Below are 24,761 nucleotides of genomic sequence, written 5' to 3'. Positions count from 1 at the left end.
CCCCTGTAACATTTGACAAATTTTTATAGAATGGTATGATAGATACAATATAAAAAGAGTCAAGCTCAAAAAGAAAGAAAAGAGGAAACTTCGAATGTCTAATTGGGACACTAAATTTTTGAAAAAAGGTTTTACCTTTGATGATGTATTGCTTATTCCAGCTGAAAGTCATGTGTTGCCTAACGATGCAGATTTAACAACTAAATTGGCAGATAATCTGACTTTAAATATCCCAATTATTACCGCTGCCATGGACACAGTTACAGAGAGTCAAATGGCTATTGCTATTGCTCGTGCAGGCGGTCTCGGAGTTATCCATAAAAACATGTCAATTGCTCAACAAGCAGATGAGGTTCGCAAGGTAAAACGTTCTGAAAATGGAGTTATTATTGATCCGTTCTTCTTGACGCCTGAACATACAATTGCTGAAGCTGATGAGCTTATGGGGCGTTACCGTATCAGTGGTGTTCCAGTTGTTGAAACACTTGAAAATCGTAAATTAGTTGGTATTTTGACAAACCGAGATCTTCGTTTTATTTCAGATTATAACCAACCAATTTCAAACCATATGACTAGTGAAAATCTTGTTACTGCTCCTGTGGGTACAGAGCTTGCAACAGCTGAGAGTATTCTTCAAGAACACCGTATTGAAAAGCTTCCTTTGGTAGATGAAGAAGGTCGTCTTTCTGGTTTGATTACTATCAAAGATATTGAAAAAGTTATTGAGTTTCCAAATGCTGCTAAAGATGAGTTTGGTCGTCTACTAGTTGCAGGTGCAGTAGGTGTTACTTCAGATACATTTGAACGTGCAGAGGCTCTTTTTGAAGCAGGAGCGGATGCGATTGTTATTGATACTGCACATGGTCATTCTGCAGGTGTCCTACGTAAAATTGCTGAGATTCGTGCTCATTTCCCAGATCGTACTTTGATTGCTGGAAATATTGCTACTGCGGAAGGTGCACGTGCCCTTTATGAAGCAGGTGTAGATGTTGTCAAGGTTGGTATTGGCCCAGGTTCTATCTGTACTACTCGTGTGATTGCAGGTGTTGGTGTTCCGCAAGTAACAGCTATCTACGATGCTGCAGCCGTTGCGCGTGAATATGGAAAAACGATCATTGCTGACGGTGGAATCAAGTATTCTGGAGATATTGTAAAAGCCCTTGCTGCAGGTGGAAATGCAGTTATGCTTGGATCAATGTTTGCTGGAACTGATGAAGCTCCAGGCGAAACTGAAATCTTCCAAGGACGTAAGTTTAAGACTTACCGTGGTATGGGATCAATTGCTGCTATGAAGAAAGGTTCAAGCGATCGTTACTTCCAAGGTTCTGTCAATGAAGCAAACAAACTTGTTCCAGAAGGAATTGAAGGTCGTGTTGCTTATAAAGGTGCTGCAGCTGATATTGTCTTCCAAATGATTGGTGGTATTCGTTCTGGTATGGGTTATTGTGGTGCAGCTAACCTTAAAGAACTACACGATAATGCTCAATTTATTGAAATGTCTGGTGCTGGTTTGAAAGAAAGCCACCCTCACGATGTACAAATTACGAATGAGGCACCAAATTATTCTATGTAAAAACAATGGAAAGAACTCCTGTGAAAACAGGAGTTCTTTTACGATGTTGTCAATTTACATTTACAGAAACTTTACCATCCTGAATAGTAAAGATACTTAGATTTTCTGGCAGATTTTGAAGATGATCTAAGCTTGTTGTTGTGATAAAGGTTTGGATTGAATGAGAAATCGTTTCCAATAATTTTAGTTGTCTAGTGTTGTCAAGTTCGCTCATAACATCGTCAAGCAATAATATCGGAGATTCTGTAGTAATACTTTCCATTAATTCGATTTCTGCTAATTTTATCGAGAGGACGAGACTACGATGTTGACCTTGACTTCCGAAACTAGCATCCATCCCATTTATATAAAAAGAAATGTCATCTCGATGAGGACCGACACCAGTATTCTTTTTAAATAAATCTCTGGATCTACTTTTTTCTAAAGCAATTTTGAAAGATTCGGATAAGTTTTGTTTGTCAGTTATATTGACAGAAGATTGATAGGATATTGACAACTCTTCAATCTGATTAGAAAGTTCAAAATGTTTCTTACGACCAAAATGCTCTAGTTTTTTTATGAAATCTAAGCGGTGATTCATCACACGACATCCATAATCAACTAGCTGATCATCCAACACTGAGAGGAAGGTTTCATCTATTTTTTGAGCTGATTTTAGATAAGTGTTTCTTTGTTTTAGGATGTGATTATAATTGGTTAAATCTGATAAATAGATTGGCTTGATTTGTCCAAGCTCCATATCAATAAATTTTCGTCGAACCGAAGGTGCTCCTTTAATTAGTTGTAAATCTTCAGGAGCAAATAAGACAACATTCATGTGTCCGACATAATCTGAAAGTCGTGCCTGTTTTAAGTGATTAACTTTTGTTACACGGCCTTTTTGTGTTAGTTCAATTTCGAGAGGAATGGATCCCGTTTTTTTCTGAACAAGACCTGAAAGATGAAGATGTTCCTCATCAAAATGAATGAGATTTTTATCTGTTCGAGTTCGATGACTGCGTGTTAAGGCTAAAAAATAGATAGCCTCTAACATATTTGTTTTACCTTGTGCATTGCGTCCTAAAAAGATATTTAATTTAGGATTAAAGTCTATTTTCGTCTCTTTGTAGTTACGAAAAGTTTTGAGAGATAGGTGTTGTAGCCACATGATTATCTACCAGGGAATCGTGGAGCTTGTTTGCTTTTGGGTGATGAAGTAGGTTTTGATTTGTCTTTCTTTACTCCTTTATTCATCTCCTTAACAAGTTTAGCGATTCGTTCTTTTTCAACTTTATCAGCTTGGTATTCATCTTGTTCTTCGGAAGTAGGTTGTGTCAACAAGATGTCAATATTCATGTCAGGGATGTCAACTTTATCACCAATACGAAGTTTTTTACCGCGACGACTCTCTAATTCCCCATTAAAGTAAACAGAATGTTCAGAGAGAAATGATTTGATAGCTCCTCCGCTATGTGTGATTCCAAGTTCTTTGAGTAGTGCTTGGAGGGTAATAAATTCTTCAAATAATTTGTATTCCATAATTCACCTCAATCTTTGGTATTATACCATATTTTCCTAAAAATAGTGAGAGAAATAGGGAGAAATGTAAGCGATTTTTATTTCAAAAGTGTTACAGAGAACAAGAAAATTTCAGTTTTTCGTGATATAATAGAAGTCTGTATATAAGGAGGTAAATCATGGAGTTAGTGCATGGAATTTCAACACATTTTATCCAATCAAAAAAGTTTAAAACGAACAAAATCGCCGTGCGTTTTACCGCTCCATTATCCCTTGATACGATTGCAGGTCGCATGTTGAGTGCGAGTATGCTAGAGACTGCTAATCAGATGTACCCCACTTCTCAAGATTTGAGAAGACATTTGGCCAGTCTATACGGTACAGATATGTCAACCAATTGTTTCAGAAGAGGGCAAAGTCACATTGTAGAATTGACATTTACCTATGTTCGTGATGAGTTTTTGAGTCGGAAAAATGTGCTAACTTCTCAGGTTTTGGAACTTGTAAAAGAAACTCTTTTTTCACCCGTAGTATTTGATAATAGGTTTGATTCGGCCTTATTTGCAATTGAGAAAAAGCAAATGCTAGCAAGTTTAGCAGCTGATATGGATGATTCTTTTTATTTTGCACATAAAGAATTAGACAAATTATTTTTTCATGATCAACGTCTCCAATTGGAATATAGTGATTTACGAAATCGTATTTTAGCTGAAACCCCACAAAGTTCTTATTCTTGTTTCCAAGAATTTTTGGCCAATGATCGAATAGATTTCTTTTTCCTAGGTGATTTTAATGAGGTTGAAATTCAAAATGTATTAGAATCATTTGGCTTTAAAGGTCGAAAAGGAGATGTGAAGGTTCAATATTGTCAACCTTATTCCAATATACTACAAGAAGGTGTGGTTCGGAAAAATGTGGGACAATCCATTTTGGAATTAGGTTATCATTGCCCTTCTGAATATGGTGATGAGCAACATTTACCCATGATTGTAATGAATGGTTTACTTGGTGGATTTGCTCACTCTAAACTATTTACAAATGTCCGTGAAAATGCTGGATTGGCTTATACTATTTCAAGTCAGCTTGATTTATTTAGTGGATTTTTGAGGATGTATGCTGGTATCAATCGAGAAAATAGGAATCAGGCTCGAAAAATGATGAATAATCAATTACTTGATTTAAAAAAAGGTTATTTTACAGAGCTTGAGCTAGAGCAGACCAAGGAAATGATTCGTCGGTCTTTGTTGCTTTCTCAAGATAATCAAGGTTCATTGATTGAACGTGCTTATCAAAATGCCTTACTTGGAAAATCTTCAGCAGACTTTAAAGGTTGGATTGCAAAACTCGAGCAAGTTGACAAAGATGCTATTTGTAGAGCAGCTAATAATGTGAAACTACAGGCGATTTACTTTATGGAAGGAATAGAATGACAAAGGTTGTTTTTGAAGAAAAATACTATCCAGCTGTAAAAGAAATGATTTATCGAACTCGTTTGTCAAATGGATTAACAGTTGTTCTTTTGCCTAAAAAGGAATTTAAAGAGGTTTACGGGAGTGTCACTGTACAGTTTGGTTCGGTAGATACGCTTGTCACAGAAGTTGACGGAGATGTAAAAGAATATCCTGCGGGAATTGCTCATTTTCTTGAACATAAATTATTTGAGAGAGAAGATTCTAGCGATTTGATGTCTGCTTTTACGAGTCTAGGTGCAGATAGTAATGCCTTTACAAGCTTTACAAAAACAAGCTATCTTTTTTCAGCAACGGATCATTTTTTAGAAAATTTAGATTTACTTGATGAATTGGTAACATCAGCACATTTTACTGAAGATTCCATTTTAAGAGAGCAGGATATTATTCAGCAAGAACGAGAAATGTATCAAGATGATCCAGATTCGTGTTTATTCTTTTCAACCTTAGCGAATTTGTATCCAGGTACACCTTTAGCGACGGATATAGTTGGAAGTGAGGAGTCCATTTCCCAAATAAATCTAACTAATTTGCAAGAAAATTTTGCAAGATTTTACAAACCTGTAAACATGTCTCTGTTTTTAGTTGGTGATTTTGATGTAGAGAAAGTACAGGACTATTTTGAAAGAAAAAAACTGAAAGATTTAGATGTTCAGGAACTAGCAAGAGAAAAGTTTCTTTTACAGGCTGTAAAGCAAACAGACAGTATGAGAATGGAAGTATCTTCTCCCAAACTAGCGATTGGAGTTAGAGGTAAGCGAGAAGTTGCTGAGGCGGATTGCTATCGACATCATATTTTATTAAAATTATTGTTTGCAATGATGTTTGGTTGGACTTCGGATCGTTTTCAAAAATGTTATGAATCAGGTAAAATAGATGCTTCCTTATCTCTTGAAATTGAAGTAACAAGTCGTTTTCATTTTGTTATGTTGACAATGGATACGAAAGAGCCAGTTGCTTTATCCCATCAATTTAGGAAGGCCATTCGTAATTTTACAAAGGATTTAGATATTACAGAGGATCATTTAGATATTATCAAAAGAGAGATGTTTGGAGAATTTTTCAGTAGCATGAACTCTCTTGAATTGCTTGCAACGCAATATGATGCTTTTGAACATGGTGAGACAATTTTTGATTTGCCGAAAATTTTACAGGAAATTACTTTAGAGGATGTCCTTGAAGCAGGGCATCACTTAATAGATGAAGGGGATATAGTTGATTTCACAATATTCCCATCGTAGTAACCTATCATAATAGACACTAGAAAGAAGGGATGACAAGTATGAGAAAAAAAACAATTGGTGAGGTTTTACGATTAGCTAGAATCAATCAGGGATTGAGTTTAGATGAATTGCAGAAAAAGACAGAAATCCAGTTAGATATGTTGGAAGCAATGGAAGCAGACGATTTCGATCAACTTCCAAGTCCTTTTTACACGCGTTCTTTCTTGAGAAAATATGCATGGGCTGTTGAGTTAGATGACCAAATTGTCTTGGATGCTTATGATTCTGGGAGTATGATTACTTATGAGGAAGTAGATGTTGATGAAGACGAGTTGACAGGGCGCAGACGTTCAAGTAAGAAAAATAAGAAAAAACCATCCTTTTTACCTTTATTTTATTTTATCCTTTTTGCCTTATCTATTTTAATTTTTGTGACCTATTATGTTTGGAACTATATTCAAACTCAACCAGAGGGGCCTTCTCTTTCTAATTACAGTGTGGTTCAATCAACAAGTTCAATAAGTTCAACTAGCTCTGTTCCCCACTCCTCAAGTAGTAGTTCATCTAGCAGTTCTTCTAGTATAGAATCAGCTATAAGTGTATCAGGTGAAGGAAATCATGTAGAAATCGCTTATAAGACAAGTAAGGAAACAGTTAAATTGCAATTGGCAGTTTCAGATGTTACAAGTTGGGTCAGCGTTTCAGAAAGCGAACTTGAGGGCGGTGTAACCTTATCGCCAGAGAAGAAAAGTGCAGAAGCAACAGTTGCAACTAAAAGTCCTGTAACAATTACCTTAGGTGTTGTAAAAGGTGTTGCTTTGACAGTAGATAATCAGACTGTTGATTTATCGAAATTAACAGCTCAGACTGGACAAATCACTGTAACCTTTACTAAAAATTAAGGAAAAACGAATGAAAAAAGAACAAATTCCCAATCTTTTAACAATAGGTCGAATTCTCTTTATACCTATTTTTATCTTTATTTTAACGATAGGAAATTCGATAGAGAGTCATATAGTGGCAGCTATTATCTTTGCTATTGCTAGTATTACAGATTATTTAGATGGATATTTAGCTCGTAAATGGAATGTGGTCAGTAATTTTGGTAAATTTGCAGATCCTATGGCGGATAAGTTACTAGTTATGTCGGCTTTTATTATGCTGATTGAGTTAGGTATGGCTCCAGCTTGGATTGTTGCAGTGATCATCTGTCGTGAGTTGGCTGTGACAGGTTTAAGGCTTTTATTGGTTGAAACTGGTGGAACAGTTTTAGCAGCAGCAATGCCTGGAAAAATTAAAACTTTTAGTCAGATGTTTGCCATTATTTTCTTGCTATTACATTGGACTTTGCTTGGTCAAGTTCTACTTTATGTGGCCTTGTTTTTCACTATCTACTCTGGCTATGATTATTTCAAGGGTAGTGCCTATGTATTTAAAGGGACATTTGGTTCGAAATGAAATCAATAATTGATGTAAAAAATCTTTCTTTTCGTTATAAGGAAAGTCAAGAATACTATGATGTGAAGGATATTACGTTTCACGTGAAACGTGGAGAATGGCTTTCGATTGTAGGGCATAATGGTAGTGGTAAATCAACGACGGTTCGATTAATTGATGGCTTACTGGAAGCAGAATCTGGAGAGATTGTAATAGATGGTCAACGGTTGACTGAGGAAAATGTTTGGAAAATACGTCGTCAAATCGGTATGGTTTTTCAAAATCCAGACAATCAATTTGTTGGAGCGACTGTTGAAGATGATGTAGCCTTTGGTTTGGAAAATCAGGGTCTTTCTCGTCAAGAAATGAAAAAGAGAGTGGAGGAAGCTCTAGATTTGGTTGGCATGTTGGACTTTAAAAAGAGAGAGCCGGCGCGTCTATCAGGTGGCCAAAAACAACGTGTGGCCATTGCAGGTGTTGTAGCCCTAAGACCAGCTATTTTAATCTTAGATGAAGCAACGAGTATGTTGGACCCTGAGGGGCGTAGAGAACTGATTGAGACAGTACAGGGAATTCGGAAAGACTATGATATGACGGTCATTTCTATTACCCATGATTTGGAAGAAGTTGCCATGAGTGACCGCGTATTGGTCATGAAAAAAGGGGAAATTGAATCAACTAGTAGCCCAAGAGAACTTTTCTCTCGAAATGATTTAGATCAAATTGGATTAGACGATCCTTTTGCCAATCAAGTAAAATATTCTTTGAGCCAGAATGGCTATGATTTACCTGAAAATTATTTGACAGAAAGTGAGCTAGAGGATAAATTATGGGAATTGCTCTAGAAAATGTGAGTTTTACATATCAAGAAGGGACTCCCTTAGCTTCAACAGCTTTGTCGGATGTTTCTTTGACGATTGAAGATGGTTCTTATACGGCTTTAATTGGGCACACAGGTAGTGGTAAATCAACTATTTTACAACTCTTAAATGGTTTATTGGTGCCAAGTCAAGGGAGTGTGAGGGTTTTTGATACCTTAATCACCTCGACTTCTAAAAATAAAGATATTCGTCAAATTAGAAAACAGGTTGGCTTGGTATTTCAGTTTGCTGAAAATCAGATTTTTGAAGAAACGGTTTTGAAAGACGTTGCTTTTGGACCGCAAAATTTTGGAGTTTCTGAGGAAGATGCGGAGCAGATTGCGCGTGAGAAACTGGCTTTGGTTGGAATTGATGAATCACTTTTTAATCGTAGTCCGTTTGAGTTGTCTGGTGGACAAATGAGACGTGTCGCCATTGCAGGCATACTTGCCATGGAACCAGCTATATTAGTCTTAGATGAGCCAACAGCTGGTCTAGATCCTCTAGGGAGAAAAGAGTTGATGACCCTGTTCAGAAAACTCCACCAGTCAGGGATGACCATCGTCTTGGTAACACATTTGATGGATGATGTTGCTGAACATGCGAATCAAGTCTATGTGATGGAAAAGGGACGTCTAGTTAAGGGTGGTAAGCCAAGTGATGTCTTTCAAGATGTTGTCTTTATGGAAGAAGTGCAGTTGGGAGTACCTAAAATTACGGCCTTTTGTAAACGATTGGCTGATAGAGGCGTGTCATTTAAACGATTACCGATTAAGATAGAGGAGTTCAAGGAGTCGCTAAATGGATAGTATGATTTTAGGGCGTTATATCCCAGGGGATTCGATTGTTCACCGATTGGATCCACGTAGCAAATTGCTTGCTATGATGCTACTGATTTTGATTGTGTTTTGGGCTAATAACCCCTTGACGAATCTGATTCTTTTTATAGCGACAGGGATATTTATTGCCTTGTCAGGAGTATCTCTTTCATTTTTTATTCAGGGCTTGAAGTCTATGTTTTTCTTGATTGCCTTCACAACTATTTTTCAACTATTTTTCATTTCTAATGGGAATGTTTTATTTGAGTTTTCGTTTGTGAGAATCACGGATTATGCTTTGCAACAAGCTGGAATTATTTTTTGTCGTTTTGTATTGATTATTTTCTTTTCAACTTTGTTAACCTTAACGACCATGCCCTTAAGTTTAGCATCAGCTGTCGAAGCTTTGTTAGCGCCTTTAAAGCGTGTGAAAGTTCCAGTTCATGAAATTGGATTGATGCTGTCCATGAGTCTACGTTTTGTCCCAACATTAATGGATGATACGACGCGGATTATGAATGCGCAGAAAGCGCGTGGAGTGGATTTTGGTGAAGGAAGCATTGTTCAAAAAGTAAAGGCGATGATTCCCATTTTGATTCCTCTTTTTGCAACAAGTTTAAAACGTGCGGATTCCTTGGCTATCGCTATGGAAGCGCGTGGTTATCAGGGTGGAAAAGGCAGAAGTCAATATCGACAATTGAAATGGACTCTAAAGGATACGCTGACCATTCTTGTTATTATCGTACTTGGTTGTTGCTTATTTTTCTTAAAATCTTAGTAGCTTTCAGGAATTGATAAAAAAGTTACTGTAACAGTTCTTGATATAAAGGTAGGGATATGAACCGTTTTAAAAAATCAAAATATGTCATTATTGTTTTTGTCACTGTTCTGCTTGTCTCAGCTCTCTTAGCGACGACTTATTCAAGTACAATTGTGACAAAATTAGGAGATGGAATCTCATTGGTTGATAGGGTTGTGCAAAAACCTTTTCGGTGGTTTGATTCTGTCAAATCAGATTTGGCTCATTTGACACGAGCATATAATGAAAATGAAAGTTTGAAGAAACAGCTTTACCAGTTAGAAGTCAAATCAAATGAGGCGGAAAGTTTAAAGACGGAAAATGAACAACTGCGTCAATTGCTTGATATGAAGTCTAAATTGCAAGCCACAAAGACTTTGGCAGCAGATGTTATTATGCGTTCTCCGGTATCTTGGAAGCAGGAGTTGACCTTGGATGCAGGTAGATCAAAAGGTGCTTCTGAGAATATGTTAGTAATTGCAAACGGTGGTTTGATTGGGAGTGTTTCAAAAGTGGAGGACAACTCTACTATGGTCAACCTTCTGACAAATACGGAAAATGCTGATAAGATTTCTGTTAAAATTCAACACGGCACTACCACAATTTATGGTATTATTGTTGGCTACGACAAGGAAAATGAAGTTCTTAAAATTAGCCAATTAAATAGTAATAGCGATATTAGTTCAGGCGATAAGGTGACAACGGGTGGATTAGGAAACTTTAATGTTGCGGATATTCCTGTTGGTGAAGTGGTTGCCACAACGCATAGTACAGACTATTTGACACGAGAAGTAACTGTTAAATTGAGTGCAGATACTCATAATGTGGATGTGATAGAATTAGTGGGGAATTCATAATGAGACAGTTGAAGCAGGTTGGAGTATTTTTATTGCTTCCTTTCTTTGTTCTAATTGACGCCCATATTAGCCAGCTTCTGGGCTCATTTTTCCCCCATGTACATTTGGCTAGTCATTTTCTGTTTCTATTTCTCTTATTTGAGACGATAGAAGTATCAGAGTATCTCTATCTAGTCTATTGTTTTGTTATAGGCTTGGTTTATGATGTTTACTTTTTCCATCTAATAGGGATTGCAACTCTCTTATTTATCTTATTGGGAGCCTTCCTTCATAAATTGAATAGTGTTATTTTGTTGAATCGTTGGACAAGAATGCTAGCTATGATTGTGCTGACATTCCTGTTTGAAATGGGTAGTTATCTTTTGGCTTTTATGGTAGGGTTGACAGTAGATAGCATGTCGATTTTTATAGTCTATAGCTTGGTACCGACGATGATTTTAAATTTTTTATGGATTACTGTTTTTCAATTTATTTTTGAAAAATATTATCTATAAGAACGACATATAAATGTAACAAAGGCGTAATGTTTATTGGAATTTTTTTTGGTATACTAGTATTGTCTTAAACAGAAGGAGTATTTATTAGCCATGAAGAAAAAAATCTTAGCCTCGCTTTTATTAAGTACAGTAATGGTTTCCCAGGCAGCAGTATTGACGACTGCCCATGCAGAAACGACTGATGACAAAATTGCTGCTCAAGATAATAAAATTAGTAATTTAACAGCACAACAAGAAGAAGCACAAAAACAAGTTGATCAAATTCAGGAGCAAGTATCTGCGATTCAAGCAGAGCAATCTAACTTGCAATCTGAAAATGATAGATTACAAGCAGAATCTAAGAAACTCGAGGGTGAGATTACAGAACTTTCCAAAAACATTGTTTCTCGTAACCAATCTTTGGAAAAACAAGCTCGTAGTGCTCAAACAAATGGAGCTGCAACTAGCTATATCAATACCATTGTAAACTCAAAATCAATTACAGAAGCTATTTCACGTGTTACTGCAATGAGTGAAATCGTATCTGCGAACAACAAAATGTTAGAACAACAAAAGGCAGATAAAAAAGCTATTTCTGAAAAACAAGTAGCAAATAATGATGCTATCAATACTGTAATTGCTAATCAACAAAAATTAGCTGATGATGCTCAAGCATTGACTACGAAACAGGCAGAACTAAAGGCTGCTGAATTGAGTCTTGCTGCTGAGAAAGCGACAGCTGAAGGGGAAAAAGCAAGTCTATTAGAGCAAAAAGCAGCAGCTGAGGCAGAGGCTCGTGCAGCTGCGGCAGCAGAAGCAGCTTATAAGGCAAAACAAGTAAGTCAACAACAAACAGTTGTTGCTTCTGGAAATACGACTTTTGCAGCACAGGTTCAAGCTGTAGCTTCTTCGGAATCAACAACATATACTCCTGTGGCAGTCAAACAACGCCCAACATACAGTACAAATGCTTCAACTTATCCAATTGGTGAATGTACATGGGGAGTTAAAACATTAGCACCTTGGGCTGGAGACTATTGGGGTAATGGAGCACAGTGGGCCACAAGTGCAGCAGCAGCAGGTTTCCGTACAGGTTCAACACCTCAAGTTGGAGCAATTGCATGTTGGAACGATGGTGGATATGGTCACGTAGCGGTTGTTACAGCTGTTGAATCAACAACACGTATCCAAGTATCAGAATCAAATTATGCTGGGAATCGTACAATTGGAAATCACCGTGGATGGTTCAATCCAACAACGACTTCTGAAGGTTTTGTAACATATATTTATGCAGACTAATTATAGAGGGACTCGAATAGAGCCCTCTTTTCAGATTTTACCAGAGACAATAACTATTAAAAATCCCATCAAAATAGCTTGAAAATATCGAAAAAGTATGGTAGAATAAAAATTGTCGTATGAACGATAATACTCATTCTTGATGAATTGTGAAGCAGTTGCCCTTGGGTCGTTTTGCGAGTTGAAGTCAAGAAGAGGAAAAAACAAAAAGGAGAAATACTCATGGCAGTAATTTCAATGAAACAACTTCTTGAGGCTGGTGTACACTTTGGTCACCAAACTCGTCGCTGGAACCCTAAGATGGCTAAGTACATCTTTACTGAACGTAACGGAATCCACGTTATCGACTTGCAACAAACTGTAAAATATGCTGACCAAGCATACGACTTCATGCGTGATGCAGCAGCTAACGATGCAGTTGTATTGTTCGTTGGTACTAAGAAACAAGCAGCTGATGCAGTTGCTGAAGAAGCAGTACGTTCAGGTCAATACTTCATCAACCACCGTTGGTTGGGTGGAACTCTTACAAACTGGGGAACAATCCAAAAACGTATCGCTCGTTTGAAAGAAATCAAACGTATGGAAGAAGATGGAACTTTCGAAGTTCTTCCTAAGAAAGAAGTTGCACTTCTTAACAAACAACGTGCGCGTCTTGAAAAATTCTTGGGTGGTATCGAAGATATGCCTCGTATCCCAGATGTGATGTACGTAGTTGACCCACATAAAGAGCAAATCGCTGTTAAAGAAGCTAAAAAATTGGGAATCCCAGTTGTAGCGATGGTTGACACAAATACTGATCCAGATGATATTGATGTAATCATCCCAGCTAACGATGACGCTATCCGTGCTGTTAAATTGATCACAGCTAAATTGGCTGACGCTATCATCGAAGGACGTCAAGGTGAGGATGCAGTAGCAGTTGAAGCAGAATTTGCAGCTTCAGAAACTCAAGCAGATTCAATTGAAGAAATCGTTGAAGTTGTAGAAGGCGACAACGCTTAATTTATATAAATAGTAATTACCTAGGAGGGCGGGGCTTAGCCCGGCTCTCCTATTTTTAAAAAATATAGGAGAATCAAAATGGCAGAAATTACAGCTAAACTTGTAAAAGAGTTGCGTGAAAAATCTGGTGCCGGTGTTATGGACGCTAAAAAAGCGCTTGTAGAAACAGACGGTGACATCGAAAAAGCGATTGAATTGCTTCGTGAAAAAGGTATGGCTAAGGCAGCTAAGAAAGCTGACCGTGTTGCTGCAGAAGGTTTGACTGGTGTTTATGTTGACGGTAACATTGCAGCAGTTGTTGAAGTAAATGCTGAAACTGACTTCGTTGCGAAAAACGCTCAATTTGTTGAGTTAGTAAACGCAACAGCTAAAGCAATCGTTGAAGGAAAACCAGCTAACAACGAAGAAGCTCTTGCTTTGACAATGCCTTCAGGTGAAACTCTTGAAGCTGCATACGTATCTGCAACAGCAACTATCGGAGAAAAAATCTCATTCCGTCGCTTTGCATTGATTGAAAAAACAGACGCACAACACTTTGGAGCTTACCAACATAACGGTGGACGTATCGGTGTTATCTCTGTAATCGAAGGTGGAGACGAAGCACTTGCTAAACAAATTTCAATGCACATCGCAGCGATGAAACCAACAGTTCTTTCATACAAAGAATTGGATGAGCAATTTGTTAAAGATGAGTTGGCACAATTGAACCACGTTATCGACCAAGATAACGAAAGTCGTGCAATGGTTAACAAACCAGCTCTTCCACACTTGAAGTATGGATCAAAAGCACAATTGACTGATGAAGTGATTGCTCAAGCTGAAGCTGACATCAAAGCTGAGTTGGCTGCAGAAGGCAAACCAGAAAAAATCTGGGACAAAATTATCCCAGGTAAAATGGATCGCTTCATGCTTGACAACACTAAAGTTGACCAAGCTTATACACTTCTTGCACAAGTTTACATCATGGATGACAGCAAGACAGTTGAAGCATACCTTGAATCAGTTAACGCTTCAGTAGTTGAGTTCGCTCGCTTTGAAGTTGGTGAAGGTATTGAGAAAGCTGCAAACGACTTTGAAGCTGAAGTTGCAGCTACAATGGCAGCAGCCTTGAATAACTAATTATAGAAAGGAAGTAAATTTGCTTCCTTTTTTCTATGCAGTCGATCCTTATAGGGAGAGCTTCCTATTTTCAAGGTAAAAATAAAAAGCCCTATAATAAGGGCCAATTGTATTTAGGAGACTAAACTTCAAATTCATAGAGTGCTGTAGAGAGATAACGTTCACCGTTATCTGGTGCTAGAGCAAGGATTTTTTTACCTGTACCTAATTTTTTGGCAATCTCGATGGCTCCGTAGATAGCTGCAGCTGAGGAAATCCCTACAAGGAAGCCTTCTTTTCCACCAATTTCACGTCCGAGTGCAAGAGCATCATCTGATGTTACACGAACGATACCATCATAGGCTTTAGTATCAAGTGTATCAGGAATAAATCCAGCTGAGATACCTTGAATTTTGTGAGGACCAGGTTTTTCACCAGATAGAATAGCAGATTCATCAGCTTCCACTGCATAAACTTGAATGTTTGAATTTGCTGATTTGAGTGCATGAGAAACACCAGAAATCGTTCCACCGGTACCCACTCCAGCAACAAAGGCATCTAGTCCATCTTTACCGAAAGCAGCTAGTATTTCAGCTCCTGTTGTTCTTTCGTGTACTTCTGGATTAGCTGGATTGTCAAATTGAAGAGGAAGGAAGCCATCACGTTCAGCAGCGATTTCTTGAGCCTTAGCAATAGCACCCTTCATTCCTTCGCTACCAGGCGTAAGGACGAGTTCAGCACCATAGGCTTGGATAATCTTACGGCGTTCTACACTCATAGTTTCAGGCATAACGATGACAACTTTATACCCTTTAGCAGCCCCTACCCATGAAAGTCCAATACCAGTGTTTCCACTTGTTGCTTCAACAATAGTAGAACCAGGTTTCAGAATACCATCTTGTTCAGCTTTTTCAATCATGCTAAGGGCAATACGGTCTTTTACAGATGAACCAGGATTAAATGCTTCAAGTTTTACATAGACATCTGCAGCACCTTCTGGCACAATGTTGTTGAGTCTAACAATCGGTGTTTGACCGACTAGTTCAGTAATGTTGTTATAAATAGACATATGAATACCTCTTTGTATAAGATATTTCTAGTATAACGCTATCTATACCATTTGTAAAATATAGAAATCCTATCGAAGTGATAGGATTTTTTTATATCACAGGTCTAAGCCATTAATTTTTAAGCGATTGTGTTCAGCTAATTCTAGTAAATAGGTGTAAAGGAAAACGATATCAGGTTTCGTTTGAATTGCTTCATTTTCTAGTATATTTTGGTACGCATCTTTTTATTTTGCTAATTAAAGTAGCGGTGGAAATATCAGTGAAACACTGTATTATCTATTGTTTACACTAGGTTTACAGGAACCTCAACTTCGCGTAAACCTTGATCAGTTAAAGTGACTTTTCCATTAAAAAATTCTACCAGTGCAGCTTTAATAGTTTCTTTTTCTTCTTTATCAACATAAATCATCGTATCGACTTGATCTGTAAAGTTTGTATCCAGCTCCATGAGATTATGTTCTTTAAGAAAGTTACTGTACTCTTGGTACTGAGCATAAGACATTTGAATAGCAATGCCCGCCTGTTCCTTTATTTCAATGATGCCAATTTCTTTGACAGCTAAGGCGACACTGCCGGCGTAAGCACGAATTAGTCCTCCAGCGCCTAGTTTAATACCACCAAAGTAGCGTGTCACAACCACACAGACATTGGTGAGATTGTGATTTTCTAGTACCCCAAGCATGGGAACACCAGCAGTACCACTAGGCTCACCATCATCACTTGTACGTTTAATTTCACTACGTTCTCCAATAATAAAGGCAGAGCAGTTATGTGTCGCTTTGTAGTGTTCTTTTTTGATGGCAGTAATGAAGTCACGAGCCTCTTCTTCGCTATAAACACGCTTGGCATGGCAGATAAAGCGAGATTTTTTGATTTCTTCTTGGACTTGACCGTCCTCTTTAATTGTTCTAAATTCCATGATTTAATTGTACTAAAAAATCATCTAAAGCGCTAGGTTTTTACGAATAAAGAAGTATGAAAGTAAATCCAAATTATCTCGGTCGTTTGTTTACTGAGAATGAATTAACTAAAGAGGAACGTCAGTTGGCGGAGAAACTTCCAGCAATGAGAAAGGAGAAAGGGAAACTTTTCTGTCAACGTTGTGATAGTGCTATTTTAGAGGAATGGTATTTGCCCATCGGTGCTTACTATTGTAGGGAGTGTTTACTGATGAAGCGAGTCAGGAGTGATCAAGCTTTATACTATTTTCCGCAGGAGGATTTTCCGAAGCAAGATGTTCTTAAATGGAGTGGTCAATTAACTCCTTTTCAAGAGAAGGTATCACAGGGACTGATTCGAGCAGTAGACAAGCAGGAGCCAACCTTGGTTCACGCTGTAACAGGAGCTGGAAAGACAGAAATGATTTATCAAGTAGTGGCCAAAGTGATTGATGAAGGTGGTGCAGTATGTTTGGCCAGTCCTCGCATAGATGTTTGTTTGGAGCTATACAAGCGCCTGCAAGATGATTTTGCTTGCGAGATATCTTTACTACACGGAGAATCAGAGCCGTATTTTCGAACACCACTAGTTGTTGCGACGACCCATCAGTTATTGAAGTTTTATCAAGCTTTTGATTTGCTGATAGTGGATGAAGTAGATGCCTTTCCTTATGTTGACAATCCCACGCTTTACCATGCTGTCAAGAATAGTGTAAAGGAGAATGGATTGAGAATCTTTTTAACAGCGACTTCGACAGATGAGTTAGATAGGAAAGTCCGTTTAGGAGAACTAAAAAGATTGAGCTTACCGAGACGGTTTCATGGAAATCCGTTGATTATTCCAAAACCAATTTGGTTATCGGATTTTAATCGCTACTTAGATAAGAAGTGTTTGTCGCCAAAGTTAAAGTCCTATATTGATAAGCAGAGAAAGACAGGTTATCCGTTACTTATTTTTGCTTCAGAAATTAAGAAAGGGGAGCAGTTAAAAGAAATCTTACAGGAGCAATTTCCAAATGAGAAAATTGGCTTTGTATCTTCTGTAACAGAGGATCGATTAGAGCAAGTACAAGCTTTTCGAGATGGGGAGCTGACAATACTTATCAGTACGACAATCTTGGAGCGTGGAGTTACATTCCCTTGTGTGGATGTTTTCGTAGTAGAGGCCAATCATCGTTTGTTTACCAAGTCTAGTTTGATTCAAATTGGTGGACGAGTTGGACGAAGTATGGATAGACCGACAGGAGATTTGCTTTTCTTCCATGATGGGTTAAATGCTTCAATTAAGAAGGCGATTAAGGAAATTCAGATGATGAATAAGGAGGCTGGTCTATGAAGTGCTTGTTATGTGAGCAGACTATGAAGACTGTTTTAACTTTTAGTAGTCTCTTACTTCTGAAGAATGATGCCTCCTGTCTTTGTTTAGATTGTGATTCTACTTTTGAGAGGATTGGAGAAGAGCACTGTCCAAACTGTATGAAAATAGGATTGTCAACAAAGTGTCAAGGTTGTCAATTTTGGTGTAAAGAAGGAGTTGAAGTCAGTCATAGAGCGATTTTTACTTACAATCAAGCTATGAAGGATTTTTTCAGTCGGTATAAGTTTGATGGAGACTTCCTTTTAAGAAAAGTGTTTGCTTCAGTTTTAAGTGAGGAGTTAAAAAAGTACAAAGAGTATCAATTTGTAGTCATTCCCCTAAGTCCTGATAGATATGTTAACAGAGGATTTAATCAGGTTGAGGGCTTGGTAGAGGCAGCAGGTTTTTCGTATCTGGATTTACTAGGGAAAAGAGAAGAGAGAGCCAGTTCTTCTAAAAATCGTTCAGAACGCTTGGGGACAGAACTTCCTTTCTTTATAAAAAGTGGAGTCACTATTCCTAAAAAAATCCTACTTATAGATGATATCTATACTACAGGAGCAACTATAAATCGTGTCAAGAAACTGTTGGAAGAAGCTGGTGCTAAGGATGTAAAAACATTTTCCCTTGTAAGATGAGGAAAAAATTTGCAAAAATAGAATGAAAGCGTTATAATAAAATCATAAAAACAAAAATGTTTAGAAAGAAGGTACTCATATGATTAAATATAGTATACGTGGTGAAAACCTAGAAGTAACAGAAGCAATTCGTGATTATGTAGTTTCTAAACTCGAAAAGATCGAAAAGTATTTTCAAGCTGAACAAGAGTTGGATGCTCGAGTTAACTTGAAGGTGTATCGTGAAAAAACTGCTAAAGTGGAAGTAACGATTCCGCTTGGCTCTATTACTCTTCGTGCAGAAGATGTATCTCAAGATATGTATGGTTCAATTGACCTTGTAACTGATAAAATTGAACGTCAGATTCGTAAAAATAAAACAAAAATCGAGCGTAAAAATAAAAATAAGGTAGCAACTGGTCAATTATTTACAGATGCTTTGGTGGAAGATTCAAATGTTGTCCAGTCTAAAGTTGTTCGTTCAAAACAAATTGATTTAAAACCAATGGATTTGGAAGAAGCAATTCTACAAATGGATTTATTGGGGCATGATTTCTTTATCTATGTGGATGTTGAAGATCAGACAACCAATGTGATTTATCGTCGTGAGGATGGCGAAATTGGTTTGTTAGAGGTTAAAGAATCTTAATTTCAATATGTGTAAAGGTAGGTTTACTGAATTGTAAACTACCTTTTTCTTATAATTGATAGAATTACTGATTACACTTTTAAAAAGTCGCTTTTTGAGGGGTATTATGGTATAATGGGTGCCAAGAGGTTTTGAATGAAAAAATTTTATGTAAGTCCAATTTTTCCTATTCTAGTAGGATTGATTGCGTTTGGAGTCTTATCCACTTTCATTATTTTTGTTAATAATAATCTGTTGACGGTTTTCATTTTGTTTCTTTTTGTAGGAGGCTATGTTTTTTTATTTAAGAAACTGAGAGTGCATTATACAAGGAGTGATGTAGAACAGATACAGTATGTAAACCACCAAGCGGAAGAAAGTTTGACATCTCTATTGGAACAGATGCCTGTAGGTGTTATGAAATTGAATTTATCTTCTGGAGAGGTTGAGTGGTTTAATCCCTATGCTGAATTGATTTTGACCAAGGAAGATGGCGATTTTGATTTAGAAGCTGTTCAAACGATTATCAAGGCTTCAGTAGGAAATCCGTCTACTTATGCTAAGCTGGGTGAGAAGCGTTATGCTGTTCATATGGATTCTTCTTCCGGTGTTTTGTATTTTGTAGATGTATCCAGGGAGCAAGCCATAACAGATGAATTAGTAACGAGTCGACCAGTGATTGGAGTTGTGTCTGTGGATAATTATGATGATTTGGAGGATGCAACTTCTGAGTCAGATATTAGTCAAATCAATAGTTTTGTAGCTAATTTTATATCAGAGTTTTCAGAAAAATACATGATGTTTTCTCGTCGGGTAAGTATGGATCGATTTTATCTATTTACTGACTATACGGTGCTTGAGGGCTTGATGAATGATAAATTTTCTGTTATTGATGCTTTCAGAGCAGAGTCGAAACAGAGGCAGTTGCCCTTGACCTTAAGTATGGGATTTTCTTATGGCGATGGAAATCATGATGAAATAGGGAAAGTTGCTTTGCTCAACTTGAACTTGGCTGAAGTACGTGGTGGCGACCAGGTGGTTGTCAAGGAGAATGATGAAACGAAAAATCCAGTCTACTTTGGCGGTGGGTCGGCTGCGTCCATCAAGCGCACTCGTACCCGTACTCGATCAATGATGACAGCCATATCTGATAAGATTCGTAGTGTGGATCAAGTGTTTGTAGTTGGGCATAGAAATTTAGATATGGATGCTTTGGGCTCTGCTGTAGGTATGCAGTTGTTCGCCAGCAATGTGATTGAAAATAGCTATGCTCTTTATGACGAAGAACAAATGTCTCCAGATATTGAACGAGCTGTTTCATTCTTAGAAAAAGAAGGAGTTACGAAGTTGTTGTCTGTTAAGGATGCAATGGGGATGGTGACCAATCGTTCTTTGTTGATTCTTGTAGACCATTCAAAGACAGCCTTAACATTATCAAAAGATTTTTATGATTTATTTACCCAAACCATTGTTATTGACCACCATAGAAGGGATCAGGATTTCCCAGACAATGCAGTTATCACTTATATCGAAAGTGGTGCAAGCAGTGCCAGTGAGTTGGTAACGGAGTTGATTCAGTTCCAAAATTCTAAGAAAAATCGTTTGAGTCGTATGCAAGCAAGTGTCTTGATGGCTGGTATGATGCTGGATACTAAAAATTTCACCTCACGAGTGACTAGTCGGACATTTGATGTTGCTAGCTATCTCAGAACGCGCGGAAGTGATAGTATTGCTATCCAAGAAATCGCTGCGACAGATTTTGAAGAATATCGTGAGGTCAATGAACTGATTTTACAGGGGCGTAAATTAGGTTCAGATGTACTAATAGCAGAGGCTAAGGACACGAAATGCTATGATACAGTTGTTATTAGTAAGGCAGCAGATGCCATGTTAGCTATGTCAGGTATTGAAGCGAGTTTTGTTCTTGCGAAAAATACACAAGGCTTTATATCCATCTCAGCTCGGAGTCGTAGTAAACTGAATGTGCAACGGATTATGGAAGAGTTAGGCGGTGGAGGTCACTTTAATTTGGCAGCAGCTCAAATTAAAGATTTAACCTTGTCAGAAGCAGGTGAAAAACTGACAGAAATTGTATTAAATGAAATAAAGGAAAAGGAGAAAGAAGAATGAAAGTAATTTTTTTAGCAGATGTTAAAGGAAAAGGTAAAAAAGGCGAAATTAAGGAAGTACCAACAGGGTATGCGCAAAACTTTCTTATCAAAAAGAACCTAGCAAAAGAAGCGACTGCTCAAGCTGTAGGTGAACTTCGTGGTAAACAAAAATCTGAAGAGAAAGCTCACGCTGAGATGATTGCAGAAGCAAAAGCAATTAAAGCCCAACTTGAAGCAGAAGAAACGGTTGTAGAATTTGTTGAAAAAGTTGGTCCAGATGGTCGTACCTTTGGTTCTATTACCAATAAGAAGATTGCAGAAGAATTGCAAAAGCAATTTGGAATTAAGATTGATAAACGTCATATTCAAGTACAAGCTCCGATTCGAGCAGTTGGTTTGATTGATGTGCCAGTGAAAATCTATCAAGATATCACAAGTGTAATCAATCTTCGTGTGAAAGAAGGATAAGTTTACACCTTCTTGACAAGATTGTAAAAGGAAGGGAAATCTGATGGCAGAAGTAGAAGAGTTACGAGTACAACCTCAAGATATCTTAGCTGAACAATCCGTTTTGGGGGCTATCTTTATTGATGAGAGTAAGCTTGTTTTTGTGCGAGAATATATTGAGTCTCGGGACTTTTTTAAGTATGCCCATCGTTTGATTTTCCAAGCTATGGTCGATTTATCCGATCGTGGCGATGCCATAGATGCAACAACGGTTCGTACCATTCTTGATAATCAAGGCGATTTGCAGAATATTGGTGGCTTGTCTTACTTGGTTGAGATTGTCAATTCTGTGCCAACTTCTGCTAATGCGGAGTATTATGCTAAAATCGTTGCAGAAAAGGCTATGTTACGGCGATTAATCGCCAAGTTGACAGAGTCTGTCAATCAAGCTTACGAAGCGTCGCAACCAGCTGATGAAATCATTGCTCAGGCAGAAAAAGGCCTGATTGATGTCAGTGAAAATGCTAATCGAAGCGGGTTTAAGAACATTCGAGATGTGTTGAATGTCAACTTTGGAAATCTGGAAGCTCGCTCGCAACAAACGACCGATATTACAGGTATTGCGACAGGCTATCGTGATTTAGATCATATGACGACTGGTCTGCATGAAGAGGAGTTGATTATCTTAGCAGCTCGTCCGGCGGTTGGTAAGACAGCTTTTGCCTTGAATATCGCTCAGAATATTGGGACTAAGTTGGACAAAACGGTTGCTATCTTTTCGCTGGAAATGGGTGCGGAAAGTCTAGTCGATCGTATGTTAGCGGCAGAAGGGTTGGTTGAGTCGCATTCTATCCGTACAGGTCAATTGACCGATGAGGAGTGGCAAAAATATACCATTGCTCAAGGGAACCTAGCAAACGCAAGTATCTATATCGATGATACGCCAGGGATTCGAATTACAGAGATTCGTTCTCGTTCTCGTAAACTGGCTCAAGAAACGGGCAATCTAGGTTTGATTTTGATAGATTACTTGCAGCTTATCACGGGAACTGGGCGAGAAAACCGCCAACAAGAAGTTTCAGAAATTTCACGTCAGTTGAAAATCCTAGCCAAGGAACTGAATGTTCCAGTAATCGCTCTGAGTCAGTTGTCTCGTGGTGTAGAACAACGTCAGGATAAAAGACCAGTCTTGTCTGATATTCGTGAATCTGGGTCTATCGAGCAGGACGCTGATATCGTAGCCTTTCTTTATCGCGACGATTACTATGAGCGTGGTGGTGAAGAAGAGGAAGGCATACCAAATAATAAGGTGGAAGTTATTATCGAGAAAAACCGTAGTGGAGCTCGTGGAACTGTGGAATTGATTTTCCAAAAAGAATACAATAAATTTTCAAGTATCTCAAAGAGGGAGGCATAAGATGTCAGATGCATTTACAGATGTAGCCAAGATGAAAAAAATCAAAGAGGAAATCAAGGCGCATGAGGGTCATGTAATTGAAATGACTTTGGAAAATGGGCGCAAGCGCCAAAAAAATAGATTGGGTAAGTTAATTGAAGTTTATCCATCCCTATTTATTGTGGAATTTGGGAACGTTGAAGGAGATAAACAAGCTAATGTTTACGTTGAATCCTTTACCTACTCAGATATCCTTACAGAAAAGAATTTGATTCATTATCTGGACTAAAGTGAGAAATTTTCTCACTTTTTCTTTTTTCTCCGAATAGTTTAAGTGAAGGCAATCTTCGATTTATATTATTTTTCAAGGAGGAAGAATGAAAATTTTACCGTTTATAGCAAGAGGGACAAGTTATTACTTGAAGATGTCAGTTAAAAAGCTTGTTTCTTTTTTAGTAGTAGGATTGATGCTAGCAGCGGGTGATAGTGTCTATGCCTACTCTGGAGGGAATGGATCGATTGCGCGTGGAGATGATTATCCTGCTTATTATAAAAATGGGAGCCAGGAGATTGATCAGTGGCGCATGTATTCTCGTCAGTGTACTTCTTTCGCAGCCTTTCGTTTGAGTAATGTCAATGGTTTTGAGATTCCAAGGGCTTATGGAAATGCGAATGAATGGGGGCATCGTGCTCGTCGTGAAGGCTATCGTGTAGATAATACACCGACGATTGGCTCCATTGCTTGGTCTACTGCAGGAACTTATGGGCATGTTGCCTGGGTGTCAAATGTAATGGGAGATCAGATTGAGATCGAGGAATATAACTATGGTTATACAGAAGCCTATAATAAACGAAGTATAAAAGCAAATACGATGACAGGATTTATTCATTTTAAAGATTTGGCTGGTGGCAGTGTTGGGACTAGTCAATCCTTAGCTTCAACAGGGGGCACACATTATTTTAAGACTAAGTCAGCTATCAAAAATCAACCTCTAGCTAGCGCAACTGTGATTGATTACTATTATCCTGGGGAGAAGGTTCATTATGATCAAATTCTCGAAAAAGATGGCTACAAGTGGTTGAGTTATACGGCTTATAACGGAAGTCGTCGCTATATACAGCTAGAGGGAGTGACTTCTTCACAAAATTATCAGAATCAATCAGGAAATAGCTCTAGCTATAGATCCAATAGTAGTCCAACTGTCGGTTGGAAGAAAATAAATGGTAGTTGGTATCATTTCAAATCAAATGGTTCTAAATCAACAGGCTGGCTGAAAGACGGTTCTAGCTGGTATTATTTGAAATTATCTGGTGAAATGCAGACAGGATGGTTAAAGGAAAATGGCTCGTGGTATTATCTGGATAGTTCAGGGGCAATGAAAACAGGCTGGTATCAAGTTTCTGGTAAGTGGTATTATTCTTACTCTTCAGGTGCCCTAGCTGTTAATACGACGGTGGATGGCTACAGAGTAAACAGTGATGGAGAACGAGTGTAGAAAATTGGAGTAGGAAATTTTTCCTGCTCTTTTCTGGTACGACGGGCATGTCGTGCATCTGAGGTGTAAGTCCTCGGTGGGCACCTGCTACCGGTGAACCCAATAGCGATTCCCAAGCCTGACTATCGTGAGGTAGCGGATTAAAACGGTCTGGGGATAGACCGTTTTAAGTCTGACGCTGGAAATAAGAATCGTCAGAGGAAGGGATAGCGAAATCGTGGCTCTACGAACAGGAAGGTGATAGTAAGGCGTATATAGCGGATAAGGGGGCCAGAAACCTTAAAGTCCAAAAA

25 protein-coding genes and 1 pseudogene are annotated in these 24,761 nt (G+C 38.1%); 21 read left to right on the top strand and 5 right to left on the bottom strand.

Annotation, left to right across the window (positions count from 1 at the left end):
- The first annotated feature begins 94 nt into the window (after positions 1-94).
- The gene (guaB, locus tag HT736_RS01335; protein ID WP_172930669.1) at positions 95-1,573 is read left to right on the top strand and encodes an IMP dehydrogenase; all 1,479 of its coding nucleotides are present in this window, start codon (positions 95-97) and stop codon (positions 1,571-1,573) included.
- A 49-nt stretch (positions 1,574-1,622) separates the two neighbouring features.
- On the opposite strand, the gene recF is transcribed toward guaB, so the two are convergent.
- Positions 1,623-2,720: a DNA replication/repair protein RecF gene (recF, locus tag HT736_RS01330; protein WP_172930668.1), complete on the bottom strand. Its 1,098-nt coding sequence runs from the start codon at positions 2,718-2,720 to the stop codon at positions 1,623-1,625.
- A 2-nt stretch (positions 2,721-2,722) separates the two neighbouring features.
- Entirely contained in the window at positions 2,723-3,091 is a 369-nt protein-coding gene (gene yaaA / locus HT736_RS01325) for a S4 domain-containing protein YaaA (RefSeq protein WP_000455897.1), read from the bottom strand.
- Positions 3,092-3,249: 158 nt separating this feature from the next.
- Here yaaA and HT736_RS01320 point away from each other — a divergent pair, with 158 nt between their 5' ends.
- From HT736_RS01320 to tsf, 12 genes are all read left to right on the top strand, one after another.
- On the top strand, positions 3,250-4,500 hold the full coding sequence (locus HT736_RS01320; RefSeq protein ID WP_172930667.1) for a pitrilysin family protein: 1,251 nt from the start codon (positions 3,250-3,252) through the stop codon (positions 4,498-4,500).
- Positions 4,497-5,780, top strand: coding sequence for a pitrilysin family protein (locus HT736_RS01315; RefSeq protein ID WP_000170199.1), 1,284 nt, complete (start codon positions 4,497-4,499; stop codon positions 5,778-5,780). The genes HT736_RS01320 and HT736_RS01315 overlap by 4 nt, the downstream gene beginning before the upstream one ends.
- Positions 5,781-5,821: 41 nt before the next feature.
- Positions 5,822-6,664: a cytoskeleton protein RodZ gene (rodZ, locus tag HT736_RS01310; RefSeq protein ID WP_023936269.1), complete on the top strand. Its 843-nt coding sequence runs from the start codon at positions 5,822-5,824 to the stop codon at positions 6,662-6,664.
- A 10-nt stretch (positions 6,665-6,674) separates the two neighbouring features.
- Positions 6,675-7,220 (top strand): CDP-diacylglycerol--glycerol-3-phosphate 3-phosphatidyltransferase, encoded by a 546-nt coding sequence (gene pgsA, locus HT736_RS01305; protein WP_000712127.1) that lies wholly within the window; start codon positions 6,675-6,677, stop codon positions 7,218-7,220.
- Positions 7,217-8,044, top strand: a complete 828-nt coding sequence (locus HT736_RS01300) for an energy-coupling factor ABC transporter ATP-binding protein (protein WP_000835726.1) — start codon at positions 7,217-7,219, stop codon at positions 8,042-8,044. Before pgsA ends, HT736_RS01300 begins: the two co-directional genes overlap by 4 nt.
- Positions 8,029-8,868, top strand: coding sequence for an energy-coupling factor transporter ATPase (locus tag HT736_RS01295; RefSeq protein WP_023936271.1), 840 nt, complete (start codon positions 8,029-8,031; stop codon positions 8,866-8,868). The genes HT736_RS01300 and HT736_RS01295 overlap by 16 nt, the downstream gene beginning before the upstream one ends.
- The gene (locus tag HT736_RS01290) at positions 8,861-9,655 is read left to right on the top strand and encodes an energy-coupling factor transporter transmembrane protein EcfT (RefSeq protein WP_023936273.1); all 795 of its coding nucleotides are present in this window, start codon (positions 8,861-8,863) and stop codon (positions 9,653-9,655) included. Before HT736_RS01295 ends, HT736_RS01290 begins: the two co-directional genes overlap by 8 nt.
- Before the next feature lie 59 nt (positions 9,656-9,714).
- Positions 9,715-10,533 (top strand): rod shape-determining protein MreC, encoded by an 819-nt coding sequence (gene mreC, locus HT736_RS01285; RefSeq protein ID WP_001078988.1) that lies wholly within the window; start codon positions 9,715-9,717, stop codon positions 10,531-10,533.
- A complete protein-coding gene (gene mreD, locus HT736_RS01280) occupies positions 10,533-11,027 on the top strand; it encodes a rod shape-determining protein MreD (RefSeq protein ID WP_023933023.1) in 495 nt (164 codons plus the stop codon). Before mreC ends, mreD begins: the two co-directional genes overlap by 1 nt.
- A gap of 93 nt (positions 11,028-11,120) precedes the next feature.
- Complete coding sequence (locus HT736_RS01275; RefSeq protein ID WP_023936275.1) at positions 11,121-12,308, top strand: CHAP domain-containing protein; 1,188 nt, start codon at positions 11,121-11,123, stop codon at positions 12,306-12,308.
- Positions 12,309-12,530: 222 nt separating this feature from the next.
- Positions 12,531-13,310 carry a 30S ribosomal protein S2 gene (gene rpsB / locus HT736_RS01270; RefSeq protein ID WP_000268466.1) on the top strand — a complete coding sequence of 260 codons (780 nt, stop codon included), beginning with the start codon at positions 12,531-12,533 and terminating at the stop codon, positions 13,308-13,310.
- Positions 13,311-13,388: 78 nt separating this feature from the next.
- Entirely contained in the window at positions 13,389-14,429 is a 1,041-nt protein-coding gene (gene tsf / locus HT736_RS01265) for a translation elongation factor Ts (RefSeq protein WP_023936278.1), read from the top strand.
- 121 nt (positions 14,430-14,550) lie between these two features.
- On the opposite strand, the gene cysK is transcribed toward tsf, so the two are convergent.
- The 3 genes and pseudogenes from cysK to HT736_RS01255 all read right to left on the bottom strand — a co-directional run bounded on the left by cysK (position 14,551) and on the right by HT736_RS01255 (position 16,397).
- The gene (cysK, locus tag HT736_RS01260) at positions 14,551-15,477 is read right to left on the bottom strand and encodes a cysteine synthase A (protein ID WP_023936280.1); all 927 of its coding nucleotides are present in this window, start codon (positions 15,475-15,477) and stop codon (positions 14,551-14,553) included.
- Positions 15,478-15,573: 96 nt separating this feature from the next.
- Positions 15,574-15,657 (bottom strand): annotated as a pseudogene (locus HT736_RS11550) (PH domain-containing protein); the annotation flags it as partial.
- 104 nt (positions 15,658-15,761) lie between these two features.
- Entirely contained in the window at positions 15,762-16,397 is a 636-nt protein-coding gene (locus tag HT736_RS01255; protein WP_000395743.1) for a YigZ family protein, read from the bottom strand.
- Between the two features lie 56 nt (positions 16,398-16,453).
- Between HT736_RS01255 and HT736_RS01250 the strand changes: the two genes are divergently transcribed.
- The 8 genes from HT736_RS01250 (at position 16,454) to cbpD (ending at position 24,468) form a co-directional block, all read left to right on the top strand.
- A complete protein-coding gene (locus HT736_RS01250; RefSeq protein WP_172930666.1) occupies positions 16,454-17,752 on the top strand; it encodes a DEAD/DEAH box helicase in 1,299 nt (432 codons plus the stop codon).
- Entirely contained in the window at positions 17,749-18,411 is a 663-nt protein-coding gene (locus HT736_RS01245) for a ComF family protein (protein ID WP_023936284.1), read from the top strand. Before HT736_RS01250 ends, HT736_RS01245 begins: the two co-directional genes overlap by 4 nt.
- 79 nt (positions 18,412-18,490) lie before the next feature.
- Positions 18,491-19,039 carry a ribosome-associated translation inhibitor RaiA gene (gene raiA / locus HT736_RS01240; protein ID WP_000599099.1) on the top strand — a complete coding sequence of 183 codons (549 nt, stop codon included), beginning with the start codon at positions 18,491-18,493 and terminating at the stop codon, positions 19,037-19,039.
- A 135-nt stretch (positions 19,040-19,174) separates the two neighbouring features.
- Complete coding sequence (locus HT736_RS01235; protein ID WP_172927987.1) at positions 19,175-21,148, top strand: DHH family phosphoesterase; 1,974 nt, start codon at positions 19,175-19,177, stop codon at positions 21,146-21,148.
- Positions 21,145-21,597: a 50S ribosomal protein L9 gene (gene rplI, locus HT736_RS01230; RefSeq protein ID WP_000864214.1), complete on the top strand. Its 453-nt coding sequence runs from the start codon at positions 21,145-21,147 to the stop codon at positions 21,595-21,597. The genes HT736_RS01235 and rplI overlap by 4 nt, the downstream gene beginning before the upstream one ends.
- A 43-nt stretch (positions 21,598-21,640) precedes the next feature.
- Positions 21,641-22,993 carry a replicative DNA helicase gene (gene dnaB, locus HT736_RS01225; RefSeq protein WP_000852492.1) on the top strand — a complete coding sequence of 451 codons (1,353 nt, stop codon included), beginning with the start codon at positions 21,641-21,643 and terminating at the stop codon, positions 22,991-22,993.
- A gap of 1 nt (position 22,994) precedes the next feature.
- Entirely contained in the window at positions 22,995-23,261 is a 267-nt protein-coding gene (locus HT736_RS01220) for a Veg family protein (protein ID WP_001278160.1), read from the top strand.
- An 88-nt stretch (positions 23,262-23,349) separates the two neighbouring features.
- Positions 23,350-24,468, top strand: a complete 1,119-nt coding sequence (cbpD, locus tag HT736_RS01215; protein WP_000698583.1) for a choline binding-anchored murein hydrolase CbpD — start codon at positions 23,350-23,352, stop codon at positions 24,466-24,468.
- The last annotated feature ends 293 nt before the right edge of the window (positions 24,469-24,761 follow it).

The organism is Streptococcus sp. 339, assembly GCF_013277285.1.
Classification (GTDB): domain Bacteria; phylum Bacillota; class Bacilli; order Lactobacillales; family Streptococcaceae; genus Streptococcus; species Streptococcus pseudopneumoniae.
Note: the sequence above shows the minus strand (reverse complement) of the source record. Positions and strands in the feature narration are given on the sequence as shown.